The sequence below is a fragment of the Mesorhizobium sp. EU05-FHT14A09 genome, from assembly GCF_058790995.1.
On sequence record NZ_JBYTDF010000008.1, the window covers coordinates 218,425 to 239,603 of the forward strand.

The 21,179-nt window shown below is 63.7% G+C and carries 20 protein-coding genes; 7 read left to right on the forward strand and 13 right to left on the reverse strand.

What is annotated here, in order from left to right:
* Positions 1–2: 2 nt before the first annotated feature.
* The 8 genes from AC3WTO_RS24025 to AC3WTO_RS24060 form a co-directional block, all read right to left on the reverse strand.
* Positions 3–2,192 (reverse strand): anthranilate synthase, encoded by a 2,190-nt coding sequence (locus tag AC3WTO_RS24025; RefSeq protein ID WP_492463280.1) that lies wholly within the window; start codon positions 2,190–2,192, stop codon positions 3–5.
* A gap of 230 nt (positions 2,193–2,422) precedes the next feature.
* Positions 2,423–3,373 carry a 2Fe-2S iron-sulfur cluster binding domain-containing protein gene (locus AC3WTO_RS24030; protein WP_492463279.1) on the reverse strand — a complete coding sequence of 317 codons (951 nt, stop codon included), beginning with the start codon at positions 3,371–3,373 and terminating at the stop codon, positions 2,423–2,425.
* Positions 3,373–3,924 (reverse strand): pyridoxamine 5'-phosphate oxidase family protein, encoded by a 552-nt coding sequence (locus tag AC3WTO_RS24035; RefSeq protein ID WP_492463278.1) that lies wholly within the window; start codon positions 3,922–3,924, stop codon positions 3,373–3,375. The genes AC3WTO_RS24030 and AC3WTO_RS24035 overlap by 1 nt, the downstream gene beginning before the upstream one ends.
* 10 nt (positions 3,925–3,934) lie before the next feature.
* Positions 3,935–5,251, reverse strand: a complete 1,317-nt coding sequence (locus AC3WTO_RS24040; RefSeq protein ID WP_492463277.1) for an aspartate aminotransferase family protein — start codon at positions 5,249–5,251, stop codon at positions 3,935–3,937.
* Positions 5,248–6,012, reverse strand: coding sequence for an N-formylglutamate amidohydrolase (locus tag AC3WTO_RS24045; protein WP_492463276.1), 765 nt, complete (start codon positions 6,010–6,012; stop codon positions 5,248–5,250). Before AC3WTO_RS24045 ends, AC3WTO_RS24040 begins: the two co-directional genes overlap by 4 nt.
* A gap of 2 nt (positions 6,013–6,014) precedes the next feature.
* A complete protein-coding gene (locus AC3WTO_RS24050) occupies positions 6,015–7,337 on the reverse strand; it encodes a type I glutamate--ammonia ligase (protein WP_492463275.1) in 1,323 nt (440 codons plus the stop codon).
* Positions 7,334–7,981 (reverse strand): cysteine hydrolase family protein, encoded by a 648-nt coding sequence (locus AC3WTO_RS24055; protein ID WP_492463274.1) that lies wholly within the window; start codon positions 7,979–7,981, stop codon positions 7,334–7,336. The genes AC3WTO_RS24050 and AC3WTO_RS24055 overlap by 4 nt, the downstream gene beginning before the upstream one ends.
* The gene (locus AC3WTO_RS24060) at positions 7,978–8,898 is read right to left on the reverse strand and encodes a MurR/RpiR family transcriptional regulator (protein ID WP_492463273.1); all 921 of its coding nucleotides are present in this window, start codon (positions 8,896–8,898) and stop codon (positions 7,978–7,980) included. Before AC3WTO_RS24060 ends, AC3WTO_RS24055 begins: the two co-directional genes overlap by 4 nt.
* A 143-nt stretch (positions 8,899–9,041) precedes the next feature.
* Here AC3WTO_RS24060 and AC3WTO_RS24065 point away from each other — a divergent pair, with 143 nt between their 5' ends.
* The 7 genes from AC3WTO_RS24065 to ocd are packed head-to-tail and all read left to right on the forward strand — an operon-like array spanning position 9,042 to position 16,610.
* Positions 9,042–10,208 (forward strand): NAD(P)/FAD-dependent oxidoreductase, encoded by a 1,167-nt coding sequence (locus AC3WTO_RS24065; protein WP_492463272.1) that lies wholly within the window; start codon positions 9,042–9,044, stop codon positions 10,206–10,208.
* Between the two features lie 8 nt (positions 10,209–10,216).
* Positions 10,217–12,115 (forward strand): branched-chain amino acid ABC transporter ATP-binding protein/permease, encoded by a 1,899-nt coding sequence (locus tag AC3WTO_RS24070; protein ID WP_492463466.1) that lies wholly within the window; start codon positions 10,217–10,219, stop codon positions 12,113–12,115.
* The gene (locus AC3WTO_RS24075; RefSeq protein ID WP_492463271.1) at positions 12,096–13,262 is read left to right on the forward strand and encodes an ABC transporter substrate-binding protein; all 1,167 of its coding nucleotides are present in this window, start codon (positions 12,096–12,098) and stop codon (positions 13,260–13,262) included. Before AC3WTO_RS24070 ends, AC3WTO_RS24075 begins: the two co-directional genes overlap by 20 nt.
* A 4-nt stretch (positions 13,263–13,266) precedes the next feature.
* Positions 13,267–13,971: an ABC transporter ATP-binding protein gene (locus AC3WTO_RS24080; RefSeq protein WP_492463270.1), complete on the forward strand. Its 705-nt coding sequence runs from the start codon at positions 13,267–13,269 to the stop codon at positions 13,969–13,971.
* A 2-nt stretch (positions 13,972–13,973) separates the two neighbouring features.
* Positions 13,974–14,855, forward strand: a complete 882-nt coding sequence (locus tag AC3WTO_RS24085) for a branched-chain amino acid ABC transporter permease (RefSeq protein ID WP_492463269.1) — start codon at positions 13,974–13,976, stop codon at positions 14,853–14,855.
* 14 nt (positions 14,856–14,869) lie between these two features.
* The gene (locus AC3WTO_RS24090; RefSeq protein ID WP_492463268.1) at positions 14,870–15,496 is read left to right on the forward strand and encodes an FMN-binding negative transcriptional regulator; all 627 of its coding nucleotides are present in this window, start codon (positions 14,870–14,872) and stop codon (positions 15,494–15,496) included.
* Between the two features lie 43 nt (positions 15,497–15,539).
* Positions 15,540–16,610: an ornithine cyclodeaminase gene (ocd, locus tag AC3WTO_RS24095; RefSeq protein ID WP_492463267.1), complete on the forward strand. Its 1,071-nt coding sequence runs from the start codon at positions 15,540–15,542 to the stop codon at positions 16,608–16,610.
* A gap of 26 nt (positions 16,611–16,636) precedes the next feature.
* Here ocd and AC3WTO_RS24100 read toward each other — a convergent pair whose 3' ends face one another.
* Genes AC3WTO_RS24100 through AC3WTO_RS24120 form a run of 5 tightly spaced genes read right to left on the reverse strand, consistent with a single transcriptional unit; the run spans position 16,637 to position 21,169 of the window.
* Positions 16,637–17,848 (reverse strand): amidohydrolase, encoded by a 1,212-nt coding sequence (locus AC3WTO_RS24100; RefSeq protein WP_492463266.1) that lies wholly within the window; start codon positions 17,846–17,848, stop codon positions 16,637–16,639.
* 36 nt (positions 17,849–17,884) lie between these two features.
* Positions 17,885–18,850: a branched-chain amino acid ABC transporter permease gene (locus tag AC3WTO_RS24105; protein WP_492463265.1), complete on the reverse strand. Its 966-nt coding sequence runs from the start codon at positions 18,848–18,850 to the stop codon at positions 17,885–17,887.
* Positions 18,850–19,713: a branched-chain amino acid ABC transporter permease gene (locus AC3WTO_RS24110; RefSeq protein WP_492463264.1), complete on the reverse strand. Its 864-nt coding sequence runs from the start codon at positions 19,711–19,713 to the stop codon at positions 18,850–18,852. The genes AC3WTO_RS24105 and AC3WTO_RS24110 overlap by 1 nt, the downstream gene beginning before the upstream one ends.
* Complete coding sequence (locus tag AC3WTO_RS24115) at positions 19,713–20,438, reverse strand: ABC transporter ATP-binding protein (protein ID WP_492463263.1); 726 nt, start codon at positions 20,436–20,438, stop codon at positions 19,713–19,715. Before AC3WTO_RS24115 ends, AC3WTO_RS24110 begins: the two co-directional genes overlap by 1 nt.
* Entirely contained in the window at positions 20,438–21,169 is a 732-nt protein-coding gene (locus AC3WTO_RS24120; protein ID WP_492463262.1) for an ABC transporter ATP-binding protein, read from the reverse strand. The genes AC3WTO_RS24115 and AC3WTO_RS24120 overlap by 1 nt, the downstream gene beginning before the upstream one ends.
* Between the last annotated feature and the right edge of the window lie 10 nt (positions 21,170–21,179).

Below are 21,179 nucleotides of genomic sequence, written 5' to 3' on the forward strand. Positions count from 1 at the left end.
ACTCAGGCTGCCTTTTCCTTTGCCTTGCGCGGCAGATGCGCGACGACGTTTTCGATCATGCGCATGCCTGCATTGTGCCCGAGGGTCATGATCGATTCGGGATGGAATTGCACCGCGGCAATCGGCTCTTTCTTGTGTTCGAAGGCCATGATGACACCATCCTCCGTCTCCGCCGTGACGATGAAGTCGTCCGGCAGGCGAACCGGGTCGGCAAAGATGGAATGATAGCGGCCGACCGTCACTTCCTTCGGCAGGCCGGAGAAGACGACGCCAGGTTTCGAGACGCGGATGCGCGATGGCTTGCCGTGCATGGGGATGGCAAGCTGCCGCAACTCGCCGCCATAGGCTTCGGCCAGCGCTTGAAGGCCAAGACAGACGCCGAAGATCGGCAGTTCGCGTTTTCGCGCCTTCTTGATAGTGGCGGCGCAGTCGAAGTCCTTCGGCGTGCCGGGACCGGGCGAAAGCACGACGAGGTCCGGCTTGAAGTTGTCGAAGACTTCCTCCGGTACCGGCGTGCGCACGGTGGAGACATCGGCGCCGGTCTGGCGGAAGTAGTTCGCCAGCGTGTGGACGAAACTGTCCTCGTGGTCGACGAGCAGGATGCGGACCCCTTCGCCGACACGGGCAGTGGCGCGTTCGATGCCGGCGGAGTTGCCGGCCTTGGCGTCGCGGATGGCAGACAGCATGGCGGAGGCCTTCAGTTCGGTTTCGGCTTCTTCTTCTTCGGGGACGGAATCGAACAGCAGCGTGGCGCCGGCGCGCACTTCGGCGATGCCGTCCTTGATGCGAATGGTGCGCAGCGTCAAGCCGGTGTTCATGTCGCCATTGAAGTGCACCATGCCGATGGCCCCGCCATACCAGGCGCGCGGGCTCTTCTCATTCTGCTCGATGAAGCGCATGGCCCAGAGTTTCGGTGCACCGGTGACCGTCACCGCCCAGGCGTGGGACAGGAAGGCGTCGAAGGCGTCCATGCCTTCGCGCAGGCGGCCTTCGATATGGTCGACCGTGTGGATGAGGCGCGAATACATTTCGATCTGGCGACGGCCGATGACACGCACCGAGCCCGGCTCGCAAACCCTGGACTTGTCGTTGCGATCGACATCCGAACACATGGTGAGCTCGGACTCATCCTTCTTGGAGTTGAGCAGCTTGAGGATCTGCTCGGAGTCCGAGATAGCGTCGTCGCCGCGCTTGATGGTGCCGGAAATCGGGCAGGTCTCGACACGGCGGCCGTTGACGCGCACGAACATCTCCGGCGAGGCGCCGATAAGATATTCGCCTTCGCCGAGATTGATGAAGAAGGAGTAGGGCGAGGGGTTGATGGTCTTGAGGCGGCGCGAGATTTCCGAAGGAGCCGTTTCGCAGCGCTCATAGAACATCTGGCCGGGCACAACCTCGAACAGGTCGCCGCGCTTGAAGCTGTCCATCGCCCGGCGCACCAGCTTGGCATATTCGCCTGGCTCATGGTCGCCGCGCGGCGGGATACGGTCGGCTGGCTTGAAGGGCTCGGATACCGGATCGCGCGGCAGGCCTTCCGTCGAAAAGCCATTGCCGGCATAGTCGTAGCGGTCGGTCCAGGCCTTGGCGGAATAGTGGTCGACGACCAGAATCTCGTCCGGCAGGAACAGCACGAGGTCGCGCTGGCTTTCCTTGCGCCCGAGCTTCAACTCAACGGGGTCGAACTGAAAGGCAAGGTCGTAGCCGAAGGCGCCATAGAGGCCGAGATTGCTGTCCTCGGGGCTCTTGAACAGACCGGTAATTGCGCGCAGCACGGTGAAGACCGAAGGCATCCGGCTGCGCTCTTCTTCGGTGAACACCCGTCCGGGTTTCGCGACCTCAAGCCTGGTCAGCGCCTTGGTGCTCTCTGTGACGGTGATTTCCGCAAGACCAGCCAAAACGCTGTTGATCGTGGGCAGCAGTATTTCGCCACGCGCGTTCAGCGCCTCGATCTTCATAGCGCGGCCGCGCGAGGAGATGACCAGCGGCGGATCGATGATGGCGGTGTCCCAGCGTGTGTAGCGGCCGGGATATTCATAGTTGGAAGAGAAGACCGCGCCGCGCCGCGCATTCAAGCCATCGAGATAGGATTCGATCGCGCCCTGATAGGGGGTATCGTGCCGCTGGCGCGTGATCGCGATGCCGCCGGCAGTCACGAAACGCTCCGCGCCGTTTTCCAGGATTTCCACTGTCATTGCCATCTCCCTGTTCCGCCGCGGCGAGGTCTGGAGGCATTTCTGGAAAACGAAAAGGCCGCCGGACTTCTCCTGCGGCCATTCTGGTCTCTTCACGCACACGCGTTTCGACTGGCCGCTGCTAGCTGGCCCACCACCAAATGGTCTTGATCGAACGCGTGTTCATGACGAATTCCTTAGCTGCGAACGGGGGCGCATGCAACCGGATTTGCAGTGCCTTTGGCGTCCAGTCACGAGGTGTGAACGAACTCTTCGTTGAATATGGCCGTGGCTTCAAGGTTGCGCACCAAAAGCGCGTTGCGTGCTGCATTGACCATTCCGGGCGGTCCACACAGATAGGCCTCGGTTCCGCTGTCGAGCGGGATGGTACGGATCGCATTCAGCGCCGCGATCGGATTGCCGACGAAGCCCTCCCACGCTGCTGATGTCTTGTCGGCAGCCAGAACCACCTGCAGGGGTAGCGTCTCAGCGAGCGCGCGCAGGGCATCGAGTGCATAGGCGTCTTCTGCGTCGGCGAAGCCGGCAATCACGGCCAGCGGCGGTGTGCGAGCGGGATCGATGCTGGACAGCATCGAGACGATCGGCGCCAGGCCGGTGCCGCCGGCGACGAACAGCTTGGGACGCGCGGTCGCGCGCAGGTAGAAGACGCCGAACGGGCCGCGCACCGTGAAGGCATCCTCGGGCTTGGCTCTCTCATTGAGATAGGTGGACATGGCACCACCGGGCAGGTCACGCACATGCAGCACCTGTTCCTTGCCCGAAGGCGGGTTCGCCATCGAAAAGCGGCGCGGGCTGGCCATGCCGGGAAAGATCACCTCGACATACTGGCCGGGCAGGAAGGGCAGGGGGAACTGCAGCCGGTAGCGGATTTCCCAGACCGAGCGCGATGCCCGCGAAAACGCATTGATCTTGGCGCGCCGCAGGGAAGGCGGCGTCACGTCGGTGCGCTGATAGGGCAGGTTCAAGGCCGTGCCGGGCTTGGCTGGGGTGATGCACAGAAGCACTTCGCCGCCATCGCCGTCGCGCGCCATGCAGGTTCGGCATGTGCCCTCGCGGCAATTGCTGGCCAGCACGTTGCCGGCCTTCTCGGCCGAGGCGAGGATGGACTGTCCGTCGACCGGCGGGAAGTGCATCACCTCTCCATCGGAGAAGGTGAGATGAATATGATCCTGGTTTTCCATCAGAAGTCGTCGGACACGTAGCCGGTTGAAAGGCCGTCTATGCTGACGACGTTGTTGGCGAGACGATAGGCTTCGATCTGGTCCTCGCTCTGGCCTCCGGCCCATTTCACCAGTTCGTCGCGCTCCTGCATCTCGCTGACGACAGGGATGCTCCAGCCGCAGGAGGTCGCCACGCTCTCGACATGGAGCCGGAAGAGTTGCCGTACGCCGGGAAGATCAGGATACGGCGCACGCAGGGCCGACCACTCCGGATGGTCCGGCCGGATCAAGTCGGCCTTGCCGTAGAGGCGCAGGGTCATGGCCTTGCCGGAAAAGGCGCAGAACATCATCGTCATGCGTCCATTCTCGGTGACGTGGGCCGCGGTCTCGTTGCCCGAACCGGTCAGGTCGAGATAGGTCACAGTGCGTTCGTCCAGCACCCGCAGCGTGTCGAGCCCTTTCGGTGACAGGTTCACGCGACCGTCCTGCGGCGCGGTTGCGACGAAGAACAGCTTCTGTTCCTCGATGAAGGCACGCATGTCATCGGGGATGGTACGCCAACCCAGTCCCATGGCTTTCTCCTCACCACATCATGAAGGAAGCGACGTCGGCATCGGCGACCTTGCCGGCGCTGACGTCTGCTATCGCCTGATCGACGATGGCAACGCCTTCGGCGGCTTCGTCCTCCGTCAGCGTCAGCGGCGGCATGAATTCCAATACGTTGGCCTTCAGGCCGACATAGGTCAGGGCCGCGCCCAATTCGTAGCAGCGATAGATGATCTTGGCCGTGGTTGTCGCAGGCACCGGTTCGCGTGAGGCGCGATCGACGACAAGGTCGACACCGATGGCGAGGCCGCGCCCGCGGACTTCGCCGATGATTTCGTGCCGGTCTGCCAGTGTACGCAGACCATCGGCAAAGATCTTGCCGACGCGGGCGGAGCGTTCCGCCAGTTGCTCGTCTTCGATCGCCTTGAGTACCGCGCCGCCGGCCGCCGTCGCAACCGGGTTGCCGGCGGTGGTCAGCAGGGCGAAGGCCGGCGCATGATCCATGATCTCCTTCGGTCCGACCACGGCTGACAATGGCAGGCCGCCGCCCAGCGCTTTGCCAAACACCACCATGTCGGGCGTCAGGCCTTCATGCTCGAAGCAATGCATGAGGCCGCTGCGGGCCAGACCGACCTTGACCTCATCGACGACGATCCGGATGCCATGCCGGCGACACCGCTCCTGCAGCGCCTTCAAGAAGCCGGGCGGCGGCACGATCAGGCCACCGTCGGACATAAGCGGCTCGATGAACACGGCTGCGACCTGCTCGGGCGGACAGGTGGTTTCGAACTGATAGTCGAGCATGGCCAGCACGGCCTCCGCGCTGAAGCGCGGCCGGTAAGGATCGGGATAGGGCAGCAACAGCACGCCGGGCCGCGGCAGTGTGTGGGTCATCGCGGTATGGCCGCTGATGCCCATCGAGCCCGAGAGATTGCCGTGATAGGAGCCGATGAAGGAGATGAAGCGCGGCCTGCCGGTGGCTGCTGCCAGGACGCGCAAGGCGCAGTCATTGGCATCGGATCCGGAATGGCCGAACCAGACCCGGCGCTCGCCTTCGCCCGGCGTGATCGTCAGCAGCTTCTCGGCGAGCGAGACGGCCGGTTCATTCGGATAGAGCAGCAGGCTGGCCCCCGCCATGTTGCGGATGGATTTCTCCACCGCCTCGACGATGGCGGGATGACCATAGCCAAGCAGTGCGGGCCCAGCCGAGCCCGACAGGTCGAGCACTTCGCGGCCGCCTTCCTCGATCAGCCGGTTGCCACGGCCGCCGATGAGCGAAAGCGGCGAGAAACGCAGCCGCCCGATTTCGGCAATCGAGCGGGCGTCACGTTCGCGAAGGCTCAGATTGCTCATCCCAGAGCCTCCTGGGTGCGTGTCAGCGCCGCGGCCATTCTTCCGGCCCATTCCTCGATGCCGGCTTCGTCGGACAGCAGATCCTGCCGGATCTCGACAAGCGCTGCCTCGATGCCACGCCGATCGCCATGGACCGGAACGGCATAGTCGGCATCTTCGCTGATCACATAAGGGACATTGGGCGCGACATTGAGCGAGGGGTCGACGCGCAGAGCCTCGAGGATCGTCTCGCCCAGCGCAGCGGCTCGGTCATAAAGCACGCCGGCATGCCATGGGCGCTTTTCGCCCAAAAAAACCGGCGTGAAGGAATGGATGGTGACGATGCGCGTCGGCCGACCGGCGGCCTGTCGGGCATCGAGATGACGTTCGACCTCGTCGTGAAACGGCGTGAACATGATTGACGCGCGCCGTGCCCGTTCGGCGTCGTCAACACCGACATTGCCGGGAATGTCGGTGTCCTCGGAGCGCGTTGGCATGCTGCCCTCCGAGCCGATAGGCCGGTTGAGGTCGATCAGCAGGCGCGAATAGTTGCCGAGGAAAGCGGGAGCATCCAGTTGCTCCGACAAACGTCGCGTCACTTCCGCCGCGCCGATGTCCCAGGCGATGTGGCGCTGCAGGTGCGGTGCCTCCAGGCCCAGGCCGTGATAGCGGGCCGGCATATGGTTGGACGCGTGTTCGCACAGAAGCACGATGCCGGAGCGGCCGTCCGCGTTGAGCACCTCGACGGCCTGTGGCCAGTCGTGTTCGGGTTCGGCATCCATAGTCAGTAAAGCTTTCGATACAGGTCACACACGCCGACGGGATCGAGACCGGCAAGGCGTTCGGCTTCATGGCGTTTGACGCCGACAAAGGTCTCCACGAAGAGTGGTGAGAACCAGCCGGTGACTGTTTCGTCGGCAAGCAGGGCATCCAGTGCCGCCGGCAGGGTTTCCGGCAGTCGCTTGAGGCCGAGCTTGGCTTTTTCCGCCTCGCTCATCTGTTCCGGATCGCCGGTCACCAACGGCGGTGTGGCGAGGCCGGCCTTGATGCCTTCCAGACCGGCGCGAACGATGGCGGCCATGGACAGATACGGGTTGGCGGTCGCGTCGGCAGCGCGGTATTCGATGTTGTACTGGCGTGACGGGTCGCGCCCGCCAATCGTCACCGTCGGGCAGATGCGCAGCGATGCTTCGCGGTCGCGGTCGGCCAGCCAGGTGTAGGACGAACTCCAGCTGTGCGGCTTCAACCTGTAGAAGGAAGGCACGCTCGATGCCGTCAGCGCGGTGATGGCCGGCAAATGTTTGAGGACACCGGCACAGAAGGCACCGGCAATGTCCGATAGGCCGCCCGGCTTGCCGGCGTCATAGGTCACCGGCTTGCCAACGGCGTCGGTGAAGCTGAAGTGGATGTGCACCCCGTTGCCGACACCATCCGGTACGGATTTCGGCGCGAAGGTCGCGTGCCAGCCATTGTTGCGGGCAAGTTCACGGGTGATCTCGCGGATCGCCACGGCGCGATCGGCGGCGGCAAGCGCGTCGGCCGGGGCATGCGTGACCTCGAACTGTTCATCACCGAATTCAGCGATGATGACCTCCGGCGCAACGCCGGCTTCCTCCAGCGCCGCCATCAGCGTCGGCGCGAAGGGATCGGCCCGCCGCAGCGCTGCGAACGACAGCGAATGGGCAGGGGCGAAATCGGCACCGGAAATCTGGAATTCCTGCTCGAAGGCACCGGTGAGGCTGAGGCCCGTTGCAGCCTTCAGTTCAGCCAGAGCGTCGATCAGCATGGTGCGCGTGCAACCGAGCCATGGCGTGCCGTCGAGTTCGACGATGTTGCCGGCCACCATGTCGAATGGCGTGGTCGAGCCGGTCAGCGCGGTGCGGAAGCGCGCCTCGAGGTCAGGAATGAGACGCAGGTCGCCCGACGAGCCCCAGGGATTGGGCACGACGATGGAATTGAACGGCGTCAGCGACAGGTTGGCCTGCAGCCAGCCGACGCCGGTGGCCGCGACTTTTTCCAACCGGCTTTCGGCTACAGAGCGGCCGCGCGTGATCGCCGCGAGATCCGTCGTGACGACAGCAACAAGGGATTCGACAGGCGTCGTCATGCGGCCTTCCCCATCGCTTCGATGCGGGTCACGGCGGTGTCGGTATCGGTGACCCAGCAATAGCCACCGAATGCTTTCAGCGCGATATCATGGCGTTCCTGCGTGCGGGTGGCGCAAGCGTCGGACACGCAGGTGACGAGATAGCCGCGGTCGGCAGCATCGCGCACGGTCATGTCGACGCACTGGTCGGTGAGCACGCCGACCACGATGAGATAGCGAATGCCGAGGTTCTTCAGCAGGTAGTCGACATTGGTCGAGTTGAAGATGCCTGATGACGTCTTGGGCAGCATGATCTCGTCGCCGACAGGGGCGAGCGGTGTTATCGGCAATCCTTCCGGCAGGCTCGGCGGGATATGGATGGGCGTGAGCTTGTGGTCGAGCGAGCGGTCGCGGCCGTCCTCGGTCAGGCTCTGGATGATGGTGTGCAGAACCTCGACGCCGTTGGCGCGCGCCGCTTTCAGCAGCCGTTCCTGGTTGGGGATCGTCTCGGTTGCCGTCTGACGGTAGAAATAGTGATCCGGACCAAGCTCAGGATGGTCGGGGTCGGCACCCGGTTCCAGCCATATCTGTTGCATGTCGACGAGCAGGAGCGCGGTTTCGCCGCGACGAAAGGGTTCGTCGCGCTTGGGAAGAGATTGGGTCATTGTTTGCGTTCCTGCCTTGGTGATTTCGGTCCTGGGGTTGTCCTGGCGCCATCCTGCGACGGTTCACTGTCGAGGGTGACGGCATTGGCGTGCCGCACTTCCTCCAGCCGTTCGATACGCGCGCGGCCCTCGTCACCCAGCGTCGAAAGGATATGCGCCGTGAGCGCTTCCATCTGGGCGATGGCCGGCGCCAGCGTGTCATAGGGAGATGCGACCTCGAGCGGGCTGACGATCGTCGTCTCGGCGAATTCCGCGACCGGCGACAGCCATTGGTCGGTGAACAGCGCGATGCGGACATCGCGTGCTGCGGCCTGCCGGGCGAAAGAGACGACATCGAGCTGATAACGGCGATAGTCGAAAACGACGAGCACGTCCTTGCGGCCGAGATCGGCGAGGATGTCGAGAGACTGGCTGGAAAGCACGCCGATTTCGCGAACGTTCGACCGGAACTGCAGCAGATATCCGGCGAACATGCCCGCCACGTGGCGGCTGAAGCGTCCGCCGACCAGCACCACTTCGCCCCTGGCTTCCATGATCAGGCGGGCGGTGCGGTCGTAACTGGTCAGCGGCGTGATGCTCGCCGCCTTTCCCATGGCCTCGTCCACCGAGGCGAGATAGGCGAGGATAGGGTTGTCTTCCGAGCCGGATGGACGCTTGGCTTCCATCATCAGCAGCGGCGAATGCAGCCTCGCCTCGACTTCTGCCAGGAGCTTGGCCTGGAAGTCCGGATAGCCTTCGTAGCCAAGCTTCACAGCCAGCCGCACCACGGTGGGATCGCTCACACCGGCACGGCGGGCGAGGCTCGAAGCGCTGCCGAGGCCGGCGCCCGGATAGTCCGTGAGCAGCAGGCGCACGATCTTCTCCTCGGAAGGAGTCAGCGCCAGATCCTGCCGCATCAGAACATCGCGTATCGCCATCTGCCTCCCCTGGCGGTTCTTTTTATCGTTGCAGAGTTTATTACAGAAACAGAATTATCGGTCAACAATGAAGAAATATTGACATCGCTCCCGATGTCGTCTTAGCTGGCCGCAAAGCAGCGACAGACTGTGGGGAACGACGAATGAAGAACGGCGATGACATCATCATCGTGGGCGCCGGGATCGTTGGATCGAGCGCGGCGATGTATCTGGCTGGCGAAGGCGCGCGGGTAACGCTCATCGAGCAGACACATCCGGCAGGAGGGCCTTCGGGCAAGTCGTCAGCGCTGCTGCACGCCTTCTACCTGATGCCGGAACTGTCGCAGCTCGCCATTCGCGGGCGGGAAATCCTGGTCGCTCTTCCGGAGATCGCGCAGGAAGGGTCCTTCGTAACGCAAGTCGGCATGATGTGGGTTTGCGGACAGGAGAACGCTGCGAGCTGGTCAGCGGCTGCGGAACGCATCCGCGGCGAGGGCGCCCGAATGGAGACGCTGACGCCAGCGGAGTTCGCCGCCGAAGCCCCCGGCTTTGCCTCAGAGGGCGTGGCACTTGCCATCTGGGAACCGGAATATGGCTATGCCGACGCCTTCGGGGCCACCAACGCGATAGCTCGCGCGGCGCGTGCACGCGGTGCCCGGATCCTGCAGAATACGCCGGTTGCGAGACTGCTGCGCAAGGGTGACCGCATCGCCGGCGTTGTGCTTGCCGATGGAACGGCGCTCGAAGCCGACACAGTCATCCTGGCTGCAGGACCGTGGACGCGCCGCCTGCTCGCGACAGTTTCACTCGATCTGCCTTTGCATGTCGAACGCCATCCAATGGCGGTGCTGGATGCCAGGGGCGAGGCGCGCCAGGTCATGCCCTGGGCCTGGTGCGACGACATTTCCCGCAACTATGCGAGACCCGATAATGATGGCGTGATCCTCGCCGGCACATGGGCCGGCGGCGGCACCGGAGTGCGGCACGAGGAGACCATCCGGCCCAGGCTGGTCGAGGACCCGGACAGCTACATGGAAGGGGTCGAGGAGGCCGAGTCGGTCGATATCCTCGAGACCTTCGCCTCGCGCGTCCCGGCGATGATGGAGCTCGGCATCAGGCCAGGCTATGCCGGTCTCTACGACATGAGCCCCGACGATCTGCCGGTGATCGGCGCCATGCCCAGTGTCGAAGGGCTGATCGTTTCGGCAGGCTCGTCCGGACACGGCTTCAAGACCGGACCGGCAGTGGGCGAGGCCGTCGGCAAGCTGGCGCTGCATGGTGCCCAGGCCATTCTGGTGCCGTTCTCCCCGACCCGTTTCGGAGCCATGTGATGGCCGTCATGACGATGGAACAGAGCACCTCCCGCTCGATCCTGCCGGCGGCATTCCGCAATGCCGGCGTGGATGCGCTGGCGATGATCGCCGCGCTGGTGCTGGCGGCGCTGGCGATCTACCTGTTCGGCAATGCCGCCATGCAGCGTGTGGTCACCTATGCGGCGATCATGCTGACGGCGGTGCTGGGCCTGCAGATATTCTCCGGCAACACCGGCATCGTTTCTTTCGGCCATGCCGCCTTTGTCGGACTTGGTGCTTATGCAACGGGCATCCTGACCCTGCCGGCCGCTCTGCAGCGCACCGCCCTGCGCGACCTGCCGCAATTCCTGGCAGGGTACGAGATGTCCTTCTTTGCGGCGCTCGCGGTGGTGCTGGTTCTGGCCGTGCTGGTCGGCCTGATCACGGGCACGCCCTTGCTTCGGCTTTCCGGATCGAGTGCCTCGATCGCCACGCTCGCCTTGCTCATCATCGTCTACACATTGCTTGTCGCGGGACGCGAGATCACGCGCGGCAGCCAGCCTTTCTACGGCGTGCCGCGCGAGGTTGGGCTGTGGACCGCTGTCGCCATAGCGGCCGTGGCGATCGTGGCGGCGCGGCTGTTCCGGGAAACCTCCTTCGGTTTGGCCGCACGCGCTGCCGCCGACGATGAACGCGGCGCGGCGGCCGTCGGCGTCGACCATCGCATGGCGAGGCTTGCCGCCTGGGTCATGGGGGCCGTGGCGGCGGCCGCTGCCGGTGCCATGATGGCGCAGTTCCTTGGCGCCTTTTCGCCCAAGGATTTCTATTTCGACTTCGGCTTCACCATGCTCGCCATGCTGATCGTTGGCGGCATGACGTCCTCGCTCGGCGCATTCGCCGGTGTCGTCGTCACGGTGCTCGTGGTCGAAGTGGTGCGCCGTTTCGAAGGCGGCGGCGAAGTCCTTGGTTTGCAGATGCCCGTGCTCTTCGGCCTCACGCAGGGGGTGCTGGCGGTGGCCATGATCCTCGTCATCTGGCGGCGGCCGACCGGGCTGTTCGGCGACCACGAGCTCAACCTGTTGCGTCGTCCCAGCAAGCAGGGCAGCACCGTCACGCCGGTGATCGTCGCGCCAGCGCGTGCCGCAGGCGGGCCGATCTCGGTCGAACACCTGTCCCGCCGCTACGCCGGTGTCGTGGCCGTCGATGACGTGACGCTCACCTTCCAGCCGGACAGCATCACCGGCATCATCGGGCCGAATGGGGCAGGCAAAACGACGCTGCTCAACATGATCGCCGGCGATGTCATGCCGAGTTCCGGCAGCGTTTCGGTCGGCGTGCCGGCCCGGCAGGCAAGCGCTTTCCGTTTCGCCCGCGCCGGCATTGCCCGCACCTTCCAGAATATCCGTGTCTTCCCGCGCATGACGGTGCTCGAAAACGTGGTCGTGGCGGCGCGCGAGGTCGAACCAGGTCTTGCGGCCGCCGAGGCCGCAGCACGACACGAACTCATACGCATGGGGCTGGAGGCTTTCGCCGACCGGCCGGCGGCCAGTCTCGCCTATGGCCAGCGCCGCCGTCTGGAGGTGGCGCGCGCGCTGGCGCTGAAGCCCCGCTTCCTGCTGCTTGATGAGCCGGCAGCAGGCATGAACGCCGTCGAAACAGCCGAGCTGGTGTCGATCCTGGCGGCAGTGCGCAGCGAACGGCACATCGGCGTGATCCTCATCGAACATGACATGCGGCTGGTGATGACGCTGTGCGAGCGTATCGTCGTGATCGATCGTGGCCGCGTGATCGCCGACGGCACGCCGGCGGAAGTGCAGAACAACCCTGCGGTCGTGGCCGCCTATCTCGGCAGCCGCACGGCACGCGCCCGCAAGGGAACGACGTCCAATGAACAAGAACAACCGGACATCCAACGGGAGAACTCACATGAGGCACATTCGGAATAGTTCAGCATTGCTGGCGGCCATATCCACCATCGCCGTCGCGACAGCCGCGCCGGCCTTCGCGGAAGAGATCATCATCGGCGCGGCGACCGCCCAGACAGGCGGACTTGCACCCTATGACCAGCCGGCACTGGCCGGCTTGCGCATGGCGATCGATGAACTCAATGCCAAGGGCGGACTTGCCGGCAAATACAAGGTCAACCTGATCATCAAGGACACGCGCAGCGACACCGCGCAGACGGCAACCGTCACGCAGGAGCTGATCGACGCCGGCGCCAAGATCATGATCACGCCCTGTGACGCCGATCCGTCGATCTCGGCCGGCCAGCTCACCCAGCCGCTCGGCATCCCGTCGCTGACGCTGTGCGGTTCGGCGCCGGTGCTGACGCAGGCGGTCGGCGACGTGATGTTCGGCACCTATCCGGCTGACAATCTGCAGGCCACCGCCGTCGCGGACTTCGCCATCGCCGAAGGCAAGCGCAAGGTCTTTCTGCTGACGTCGCCGGACGCGACCTATGTCGCCAACCTGCCGGAATATTTCGGCAAGGTCTTCGAGAAGAAGGGCGGCAAGATCGTCGGGCGCGGCACCTTCACGATGAACCAGCCGGACTTCTCGGCCGAGATCACCAACATCAAGGGGCTTGCCGAGCAGCCCGATCTGATCATGACGGCAGCCTATGAGCCGGATTTTCCGGCCTTCATCCAGCAATTGCGCGGCGCCGGCATCAACATTCCCGTCTATGGCGCTGACGCAATCGGAACTCCGACCATCAAGGCGCTCGGCAAGCTGGTTGACGGGGTCGTCTATACCGCAGCCGGCTATCCGCAAGCCGGCAGCAAGCTGGAGGCCTTCAATGCCGCCTTCACCAAACACGCCGGCCACGCGCCGGAATCCACCTATGAGGTCAATGGCTACGAGATCGGCCTGATCCTCGACCAGGCGGTCAAGACGGCCGGTTCGGACGATCCCAAGGCGATCCGTGATGCCATCGCCAACCTCAAGGACTTCGAGGGCATCACCGGTAAGATCACCTATGCCGGTACCGACCGCATGCCGCTGCGCCCCGTGGTGCTGATGCGCTACGAAGGCGGAGAGCCGAAATATGTCGAAACCGTCGTGCCGGCCGCGGCCGACGTTCCGGCGCCGTAATGCCATGCTGAGCGTCGAAGCCCTCAGGATCCGATATGGTGAGGTCGAGGCGGTGCGCCGTGTCGATCTCACGGTCGGCGCCGGCGAAATCGTCGCACTGGTCGGCGCCAACGGCGCCGGCAAGAGCTCGACGCTTGGCGCCATTGCCGGGCTGGTGCCGGCTGCCGGTGGCAAGGTGGTGCTTGAAGGCACCGATATCACCGGCTTGCCTGCCGAAGCGATCGCACGTCGCGGCGTGGCGCTGGTGCCGGAGGGACGGAGGATCTTCGCAAGCCTGACGGTGGCCGAGAACCTGCGCCTTGGCGGGGCCGTCCACCAGACCGCATCAGAAGCGAGGGCGCGGGAAGAGGAGATGCTTGAGCTGTTTCCCATCCTGCGCCGTTACCATCAGATAAAGGGCGGAAACCTCTCCGGCGGCGAACAGCAGATGCTGGCGATTGCGCGGGCACTCATGGCGCGGCCGAAACTCATCCTGCTTGACGAGCCGTCGCTTGGGCTCGCTCCGCAAATCATCGACACCGTGTTCGACCTTATCGTGCAACTGCGCAGCAATGGGCTGACGGTGCTTCTGGTCGAGCAGAACGTCGCGCTCGCGCTCGAGATCGCCGATCGCGCCACGGTGCTCGCCAATGGTGAAGTCGCTTTGACAGGCACGGCCGCCGAACTCGCCAGTTCCGACCTCGTGCGCCAAGCCTATCTCGGAGCCTGATCATGATCGCGCAACAGATCATCAATGCAGTGAGCCTCGGCGGCGTCTATGCATTGCTTGCACTCGGACTTGCCATCGTCTTTTCCATCGTCGGGCTGATCAACTTCGCCCATGGCGAGCTGATGACATTGACGGGGTATGTGCTGCTCGCCGCCCTCATTGCCGGCGTGCCATTTCCTGCCGCCGTGCTGCTTGCCGTCGTCTGTGCGGCCATTGCGGCAGTGGCTATGGAACGCGTTGCGTTCCGGCCGATGCGCGGCGCCAGCGTCACCAGTCTTCTTCTCACCAGTTTTGCCGTCTCGGGCCTGCTCAAGGTCATCTTCCAGAACGGTGTGTCGGCGCGCCCGCAGGCTGTCGCCATACCGAGCTGGATGACCGGCGCTTTCTCGATCGGTGATTTCACCATCGGCGTCGGCCCAACCATCTCGATCGTCGTCTCCATCCTGGCGCTGATCGCGCTTGAGTTTTTCCTGAGGCGCACCGTGACCGGTACTGCGATGCGCGCGGCGGCGGAGGATTTCGACGTCGTGCGGCTGATGGGCATTCCCGCCAACCGCATCATCGCGACGGCGTTCCTTCTGTCCGGCCTGCTTGCTGGCCTCGCGGCAATGCTGTGGGTGGCAAGCCGCGCTTCGGTCGATCCGCTGATGGGTTTCACCCCGGTGCTCAAGGCTTTCATTGCGGCTGTCGTCGGCGGATTGGGCAGCCTGCCGGGCGCGGTGGCTGGCGGTTTCCTGCTCGGCGTGACCGAGGTTCTGCTGCAGGCGACGCTGCCGACAGCCATTGCACCCTACCGAGACGCCATCGTGCTTTCCGGTGTCATCGCGGTGCTGCTGATCCGGCCGCAGGGTCTCATTCCGGCCGTGCGCGTGCAGAGAAGTTGAGGCCTGCAGCCATCGTGTACAGCAAGCCGGAATTCGCACCGCTGTCTCGGGCTGAGGTGTTTGGTCTGATCGAGACAGCGGCCTTCGCCACGGTGGTGACCGCCGCTCCCGAAGGTTTGATGGTTTCCCATCTGCCCTTCGTGCTGCACGCGGGGCGGGGAGAAAATGGCACGTTGGTGTCGCATCTGGCGGCAGCCAACGCGCATGCGGCCTCGCTGATCCAGGGGCACGAAACCGTCGCTGTTTTCAGCGGGCCTCACGATTACATCTCGTCGTCCTGGTATCCGCTCAACCCGGTCCGCGACAGTGCGCCGACCTGGAACTTCGCAGTCGTTCACTGTCACGGCACGCCGGTCCGGATCGACGCGCCGGCGACCACGCGTCATCTTCTGGAACTGGTGGAGGTTCTTGAGAAAGACCGGCCCGATCGCTGGCGGATGCGTGAGCTTGGCCCTGGTGGCATGGAACGGCGTCTGCCGCATGTGGTCGGCTTCGAGATACCGATCACGCGCCTGGAAGCCAAATTCAAGATGGGACAGGACGAGCGGCTCTACGACACCGCGGCTGCCATCGAAGCACTCGACAAAGCCAACCCCGCACTCGCCGCGATGATGCGGAAACACAATTCCCATCGCGACTGATGCCGCAGGCATCGACAGTGCGCAAAAACAAGGAGACAGCGGCATGACCGCAGCGAAGCTGAACATCGTTCCGTTCGTGAGCGTCGATTCCATGATGAAGCTGGTGCTGGCCATCGGCGTCGAACGCTTTCTGACCGAGCTTGCCACCTATATCGAAGAGGACTTCCGCCGCTGGGAACTGTTCGACAAGACGCCGCGCGTCGCCTCGCACAGCCATGACGGCGTCATCGAACTGATGCCGACCAGCGATGGCCGGCTCTACGGCTTTAAATATGTCAACGGTCATCCCAAGAACACCCGCGAGGGCCTGCAGACGGTGACCGCCTTTGGTGTTCTCGCCGATGTCGGCTCCGGCTATCCGATGCTGCTCACAGAAATGACCATCCTGACGGCACTGCGCACCGCCGCCACCTCGGCGCTGGTGGCCAAATATCTGGCGCCGAAAGGTGCCCGCACCATGACCATCATCGGCAATGGCGCGCAGTCGGAGTTCCAGGCCATCGCCTTCAAGGCAATCACCGGCATCGACCGGCTGCGGCTCTACGACATCGACCCGTCGGCTTCGCAGCGCTGTGCGAAGAACCTCGCCGGCATGGGCTTCGACATCACCGTCTGCACTTCCGGCCAGGAAGCGGTGGAGGGCGCTGAGATCATCACCACGGTGACGGCCGACAAGCAGTACGCGACGATCCTGACCGACAACATGGTCGGCTCGGGCGTGCACATCAACGCGGTCGGCGGCGACTGTCCTGGCAAGACCGAACTGCATCGCGACATCCTGCTGCGCTCCGACATCTTCGTGGAGTTCCCGCCGCAGACGCGCATCGAGGGTGAGATCCAGCAACTGGATGCCGATCATCCGGTGATCGAGCTGTGGCAGGTGATGGCGGGCAAGGCAGCCGGTCGCACCAGCGAGAAGCAGATCACGCTGTTCGATTCGGTCGGCTTTGCCACCGAGGATTTCTCGGCACTGCGTTATGTGCGCGATCAGTTGCAGGCGACCGGCCTCTATGAGGAACTCGACCTGCTTGCCGATCCCGACGAACCGCGCGACCTCTTCGGCATGTTGCTCAGGGCGGACAAAAAACAAGGCGGCGCCCAGGGCGCCGCCTGATAGCCAGACCGTCTGGGTAAAATCGGCTAATGCCGCCCAGGCGTCTCGGCCAGATAGCGTTCCGCCAGCGTTGTCCAATAGCGCACGCCGGTGGCGATGATGTCGTCGTTGAAGTCATATTGGGCCGTGTGGAGAGGGCGGGGCGCTGCCTCGCCCTCTCTGGCTGAACCGAGAAATACGTAGCTGCCGGGTACGCTGCCCAGCATGAACGCGAAGTCTTCCGCACCCATGATGGGCTGCATGTCGTCGTCGACAAGCTTTTCACCGACGACCTCTTCCGCGACCGAGGCGGCCAACTGCGTTTCCGTCCGAGTGTTGCGAAGAACCGGATAACCACGCTCGAAAACGAACTTATGTCCCGCACCGACCGCTTCGGTGGCGTTGCGCACGATCTTCTCCAGCCCGGCCTCGAAGGCGTCGCGAACGCTGTCGTTGAGCGTATAAAGAGTGCCGCGAACGACCGCTTCATCCGGAGTGACATGGACGCCCTGGCGGTGGCTCGGGTCGCCGCTGCGGAATTGCGTGATCGACAGCACCACGGGTTCGGCCGGGTTCAGGTAGCGTGCCTTGAACATATGCATTTCCTGCACGATCGCGGCAGCGGTCAGCAGAGGATCCGCTACGGCGAACTGCGTCGCGGGATGTGCGATGCGGCTCAGCACATGAAACTCGAAGGTGTCGATCGACGCCAGCATCGGTCCGGTTCGCATCATGAAACGGCCGGCCGGGACATTGGGAAAATTGTGCATGCCGAAGACGGCATCGACCGGGAACTTCTCGAACAGGCCGTCCTTGACCATGGCATTGCCGCCGCAATGCTGGTCGCCGGTCTCTTCGGCCGGCTGGAAAATGAAGCGCACGGTGCCGTCGAAGGCGCCATTCCTGGCGAGATGGGAGGCCGCTGCCAGGAGCATGGCGGTGTGGCCGTCATGTCCGCAGGCGTGCATCTTGCCGTCGACCTTCGAGCGGTGCTCGAATGTGTTCTCTTCCTGGATGAACAGCGCGTCCATATCGGCGCGAAGTCCGATCGCCACAGGGCTGGTGCCGCGCTTCAGCGTGCCGACGACGCCGGTTCCACCAAGACCACGGTGCACCTCGATGCCGAATTCCTCCAGTCTCGCCGCGACGAAATCGGCCGTCGCCGTTTCCTCGAAGGCGGTCTCCGGGTGGGCATGGAGGTGACGGCGCCAGGCCGTGGCCTCCTCAACGAGGCTGTTGTCGATCGGCGATCTGGTCATCTTTCGTCTCCTCCAACTATCCCGTCCGGGCTGTGATCAGGTCCTTGCCGTGCTGGCTGGTAGCCGCAGCTTGCCCAGAAGCTCCACCAGCCCTTCCGGCGCCAGCCTCAGCACCAGGATCATGGCAACGGCGATAACGATGAAGCGCGCGTCCTCGAAACCCTGCAGGCCGGCCATGGCCTCGGTGGCGAAGGTGAGGACGAGTGCTGCGAGCACAGGCCCGAAGACGGTGTTGACGCCGCCGATCAGAACCATCGACAGGGCAAGCGAAAGCGTTCCAAAACCGAAGACTTCCGGTGAGGCAACGCGCAGGTATATCGCGTAGAAGCCACCAGCGATGCCGGTGAAAATGGCGCTCAGTGTCAGCGCCAGGATGCGCTGGCGCGCAACGGAGATGCCGCGTGCCGCGGCATAATCCTCGGCATCACGGACCGCCTTGAGCGATTTGCCGAAGGAAGAGTTGCTAACGAACGCCAGGAAGACGCAGGAAAACGCCAGCAGTGTCAGGCCGACATAGTAGTAGCCGAACTTGAAATCCTTCAGGAAACTGTAGCCGCCCAGTTCGAGGAACGGCAGGCGGACCATGCCCTCTGCGCCCCCGGTGATCTGGGATTGGCTGAGCACCAGCTGCAGCACCAACTGCGTGAAGGCGAAGGTGACCAGAACGACATAGATGCCCTTCAGCCGCGCCACAGGTGCTGCCAACAGCAGCGCCGACAGGGCGGCCGTGCCGCCACCCAAAAGCATGGCGATCCAGGGATTGACGCCAAATGTCTTGCTGGCGATCGCGGCGGTGTAGACGCCGATGCCGAAGAAGGTGAGGTGTCCGAAGTTGAACACGCCGCAATGGCCAAGGCTGAGGTTCCAGTTCGAGGCGATGACGGCGTAGACGAAGGCGATGATGAACAGGTGCCTGACATAGCTGTCGGTGACGAACAGCGGCACGACGGCAAGCGCCGCAAACAGGGCGACGATGGATAAGAGTTGACGTTTGTTGGCCATCATTTGCCTCCGAACACGCCGTTCGGCCTGAACAGCAGGACCAGGATCATGAGCAGGAACAGCACGAACGGCGTCCAGTAGAGGCCCAGCCCCAAGATCAAGAATGCCTCGATGAAACCGATGAGATAGGCCGCTCCCGCCGTCGCGCCGAGATTACCCAGCCCGCCGAAGATGACGACGATCATCGCCTTGGTCAGCGGCTCGCTGCCCATCGTCGGCGTGATGAAGCGGATCGAGCCGAGCAAGGCGCCGGTCAATCCGGCCAGCGCGGCGGAAATGCCGAAGGCCAGTGCGAAGGCGACGGGCACATCAATGCCGAGAAGTGCTGCCGAATCCTGGTTCTGGCCAACAGCTCGCAGGCTGCGGCCGCGATTGGTCATGACCGTGAAGCGCCACAAGGCAACCAGGATGAGTGGCGCCAGTACGATCAGCAGGGCTTCATGCGCGGAAATGGTGGTGCCAAGGATTTGCACTTCGCCCGGGATGAGGCGCGGCAGTTGCTTCAACCGTGCACCCCAGATCATCTGCGCGCCGCGCTCCAGGATGACCATCGCGGCAAGCGTGGTCATGGCGGTGATCAGCAGCATGTTGCGGTTGCTGTAGAACGGTTGCACGAGAAGGCGCTCGATGACGATGCCGATAAGTCCGGCGGCCAGCGTGCCCGACAGGATGCCGATGACCGGCCCCAAGCCGAGCAGTTCGCTGACGGTCCATGCGATGAAGGCGCCGACCATCATCAGTGCGCCATGGGAGAAGTTGAAGACGCCCAGCGTGGTCCAGACGAGGCTGAGGCCACTCGACATCAAGGCATACAGCGAGCCAAGCACGAGACCTGAAACGAGGGTTGCGAGAAGGGCGTCCATCAGTGTGTTCCCTCCGCACCGAAGTAGAGGCGCATGACCTCTTCATGATCGGGTGCATTCGCACTGCTGATCTCGCGTACCACCTCGCCATGCTCGATCATGTAGAGACGGTCGGTCAGCGACAGCAGGAATTCGACGTCCTGCTCGACGACAATCAACGGCACACCGGTCTTGGAAATCTTCGCTATGGCGCCAGCCAGTTCTTCTTTCAGTCGTGGTGATAGTCCCAGCGTCGGCTCGTCCAGCATCAGCAAGCGCGGCGCGCACATCAGGGCACAGCCGATCGACAGCATCTGGCGCTCGCCGCCCGACAGCGTACGGGCAGACTGCTGTTTGCGCTCGGCAAGACGTGGAAACAGCGCATAGACCTCGTCGATGCGGCGTGTCGCTTCCGCCCTGGCACGTTTGCTGAAGGCGGCCAGCTCCAGTGTTTCGGCGATGCGCATGGTGCCGAACAGGGTGTTGCCTTGTGGTGCATGGATGAGGCCTGCCGCCACGATCGCCGGCGGGCGCTGGCGGGTGATGTCGTTGCCTTCGAAGGCAATGGAGCCTGCGGTCGGACGCAGGAGACCGGAAATGGTCCGCAGCAAAGTCGACTTGCCGTGGCCGTTCGGTCCGAACAGGCCGATCGACTCGCCTTCGTCGATATGGACCGATAGCCCATTCAGGACGCGGGCGGCGCCATACCCGGCTTCCAGTCCGATGATGTCGAGAAGCCGCGGCATCAGCTGCGCCCTCCAAGATAGGCTTCGATCACTTGTGGGTTCCTGACGACATCGTGCGGATCGCCCGCGGCCAGGACGCTGCCCTGGTTGAGCACGATGAGGCGCTGCGAGACCGACAACAGCAGGCTGAGCACATGCTCGATGAGAAGCACGGTGACCCCGCTTCCGTTTACCGCGACCAGAAGATCATCGAGCCGCTGGATCTCGGGTTTTGTCAGCCCTGAAGCGGGTTCGTCCAGCATCAGCAAAGCCGGCTCGGATATCAGGGCCGATGCGATCATGAGCTGCTTCTTTTCATAGACGGACAACTCCCGCGACGGCATCGAACGGCGCGTCTGGCTGAAATCCACGGAGCGCAGGGCATCCTCGATGCGGGCCTCGGCCTGGGCGCGCGGCAGCCGGCCATTGTAGGTTGCGCTGACCAGCAAGGTCTCATCCGCGGACAATGCCGGGAATTCGGCATCCTTCTGGAAGGTGCGCACGAGGCCGGCCCGCGAAATGCGATGCGCGGGCCAACGATCGATGCGCTCACCCATGAAACGCACTTCGCCGGAGGTAGGGCCAAAGGGCACGCCGGTGATCAGGTTGAACAAGGTGCTCTTGCCGGACCCGTTGGGGCCGGCAATGCCCAGGATTTCACCGCGCGCGACGGTGAAATTGACGTCGTTGACCGCTTTCAACCCGCCGAAGAACTTGCAGGCCCCGGCGATCTCGAGAATGTTTTCGCTCATGCGTGTCGCT

Coding starts and splice junctions, on each gene's coding strand:
- ocd (WP_492463267.1), top strand. CDS start 15,540: ATGACCGCAGCGAAGCTGAACATCGTTCCGTTCGTGAGCGTCGATTCC.
- AC3WTO_RS24115 (WP_492463263.1), bottom strand. CDS start 20,438: ATGCCGCGGCTTCTCGACATCATCGGACTGGAAGCCGGGTATGGCGCC.
- AC3WTO_RS24060 (WP_492463273.1), bottom strand. CDS start 8,898: ATGGCGATACGCGATGTTCTGATGCGGCAGGATCTGGCGCTGACTCCT.
- AC3WTO_RS24105 (WP_492463265.1), bottom strand. CDS start 18,850: ATGGCCAACAAACGTCAACTCTTATCCATCGTCGCCCTGTTTGCGGCG.
- AC3WTO_RS24075 (WP_492463271.1), top strand. CDS start 12,096: ATGAGGCACATTCGGAATAGTTCAGCATTGCTGGCGGCCATATCCACC.
- AC3WTO_RS24065 (WP_492463272.1), top strand. CDS start 9,042: ATGAAGAACGGCGATGACATCATCATCGTGGGCGCCGGGATCGTTGGA.
- AC3WTO_RS24030 (WP_492463279.1), bottom strand. CDS start 3,373: ATGGAAAACCAGGATCATATTCATCTCACCTTCTCCGATGGAGAGGTG.
- AC3WTO_RS24040 (WP_492463277.1), bottom strand. CDS start 5,251: ATGAGCAATCTGAGCCTTCGCGAACGTGACGCCCGCTCGATTGCCGAA.
- AC3WTO_RS24085 (WP_492463269.1), top strand. CDS start 13,974: ATGATCGCGCAACAGATCATCAATGCAGTGAGCCTCGGCGGCGTCTAT.
- AC3WTO_RS24070 (WP_492463466.1), top strand. CDS start 10,217: ATGACGATGGAACAGAGCACCTCCCGCTCGATCCTGCCGGCGGCATTC.
- AC3WTO_RS24035 (WP_492463278.1), bottom strand. CDS start 3,924: ATGGGACTGGGTTGGCGTACCATCCCCGATGACATGCGTGCCTTCATC.
- AC3WTO_RS24050 (WP_492463275.1), bottom strand. CDS start 7,337: ATGACGACGCCTGTCGAATCCCTTGTTGCTGTCGTCACGACGGATCTC.
- AC3WTO_RS24045 (WP_492463276.1), bottom strand. CDS start 6,012: ATGGATGCCGAACCCGAACACGACTGGCCACAGGCCGTCGAGGTGCTC.
- AC3WTO_RS24120 (WP_492463262.1), bottom strand. CDS start 21,169: ATGAGCGAAAACATTCTCGAGATCGCCGGGGCCTGCAAGTTCTTCGGC.
- AC3WTO_RS24110 (WP_492463264.1), bottom strand. CDS start 19,713: ATGGACGCCCTTCTCGCAACCCTCGTTTCAGGTCTCGTGCTTGGCTCG.
- AC3WTO_RS24100 (WP_492463266.1), bottom strand. CDS start 17,848: ATGACCAGATCGCCGATCGACAACAGCCTCGTTGAGGAGGCCACGGCC.
- AC3WTO_RS24025 (WP_492463280.1), bottom strand. CDS start 2,192: ATGACAGTGGAAATCCTGGAAAACGGCGCGGAGCGTTTCGTGACTGCC.
- AC3WTO_RS24055 (WP_492463274.1), bottom strand. CDS start 7,981: ATGACCCAATCTCTTCCCAAGCGCGACGAACCCTTTCGTCGCGGCGAA.
- AC3WTO_RS24080 (WP_492463270.1), top strand. CDS start 13,267: ATGCTGAGCGTCGAAGCCCTCAGGATCCGATATGGTGAGGTCGAGGCG.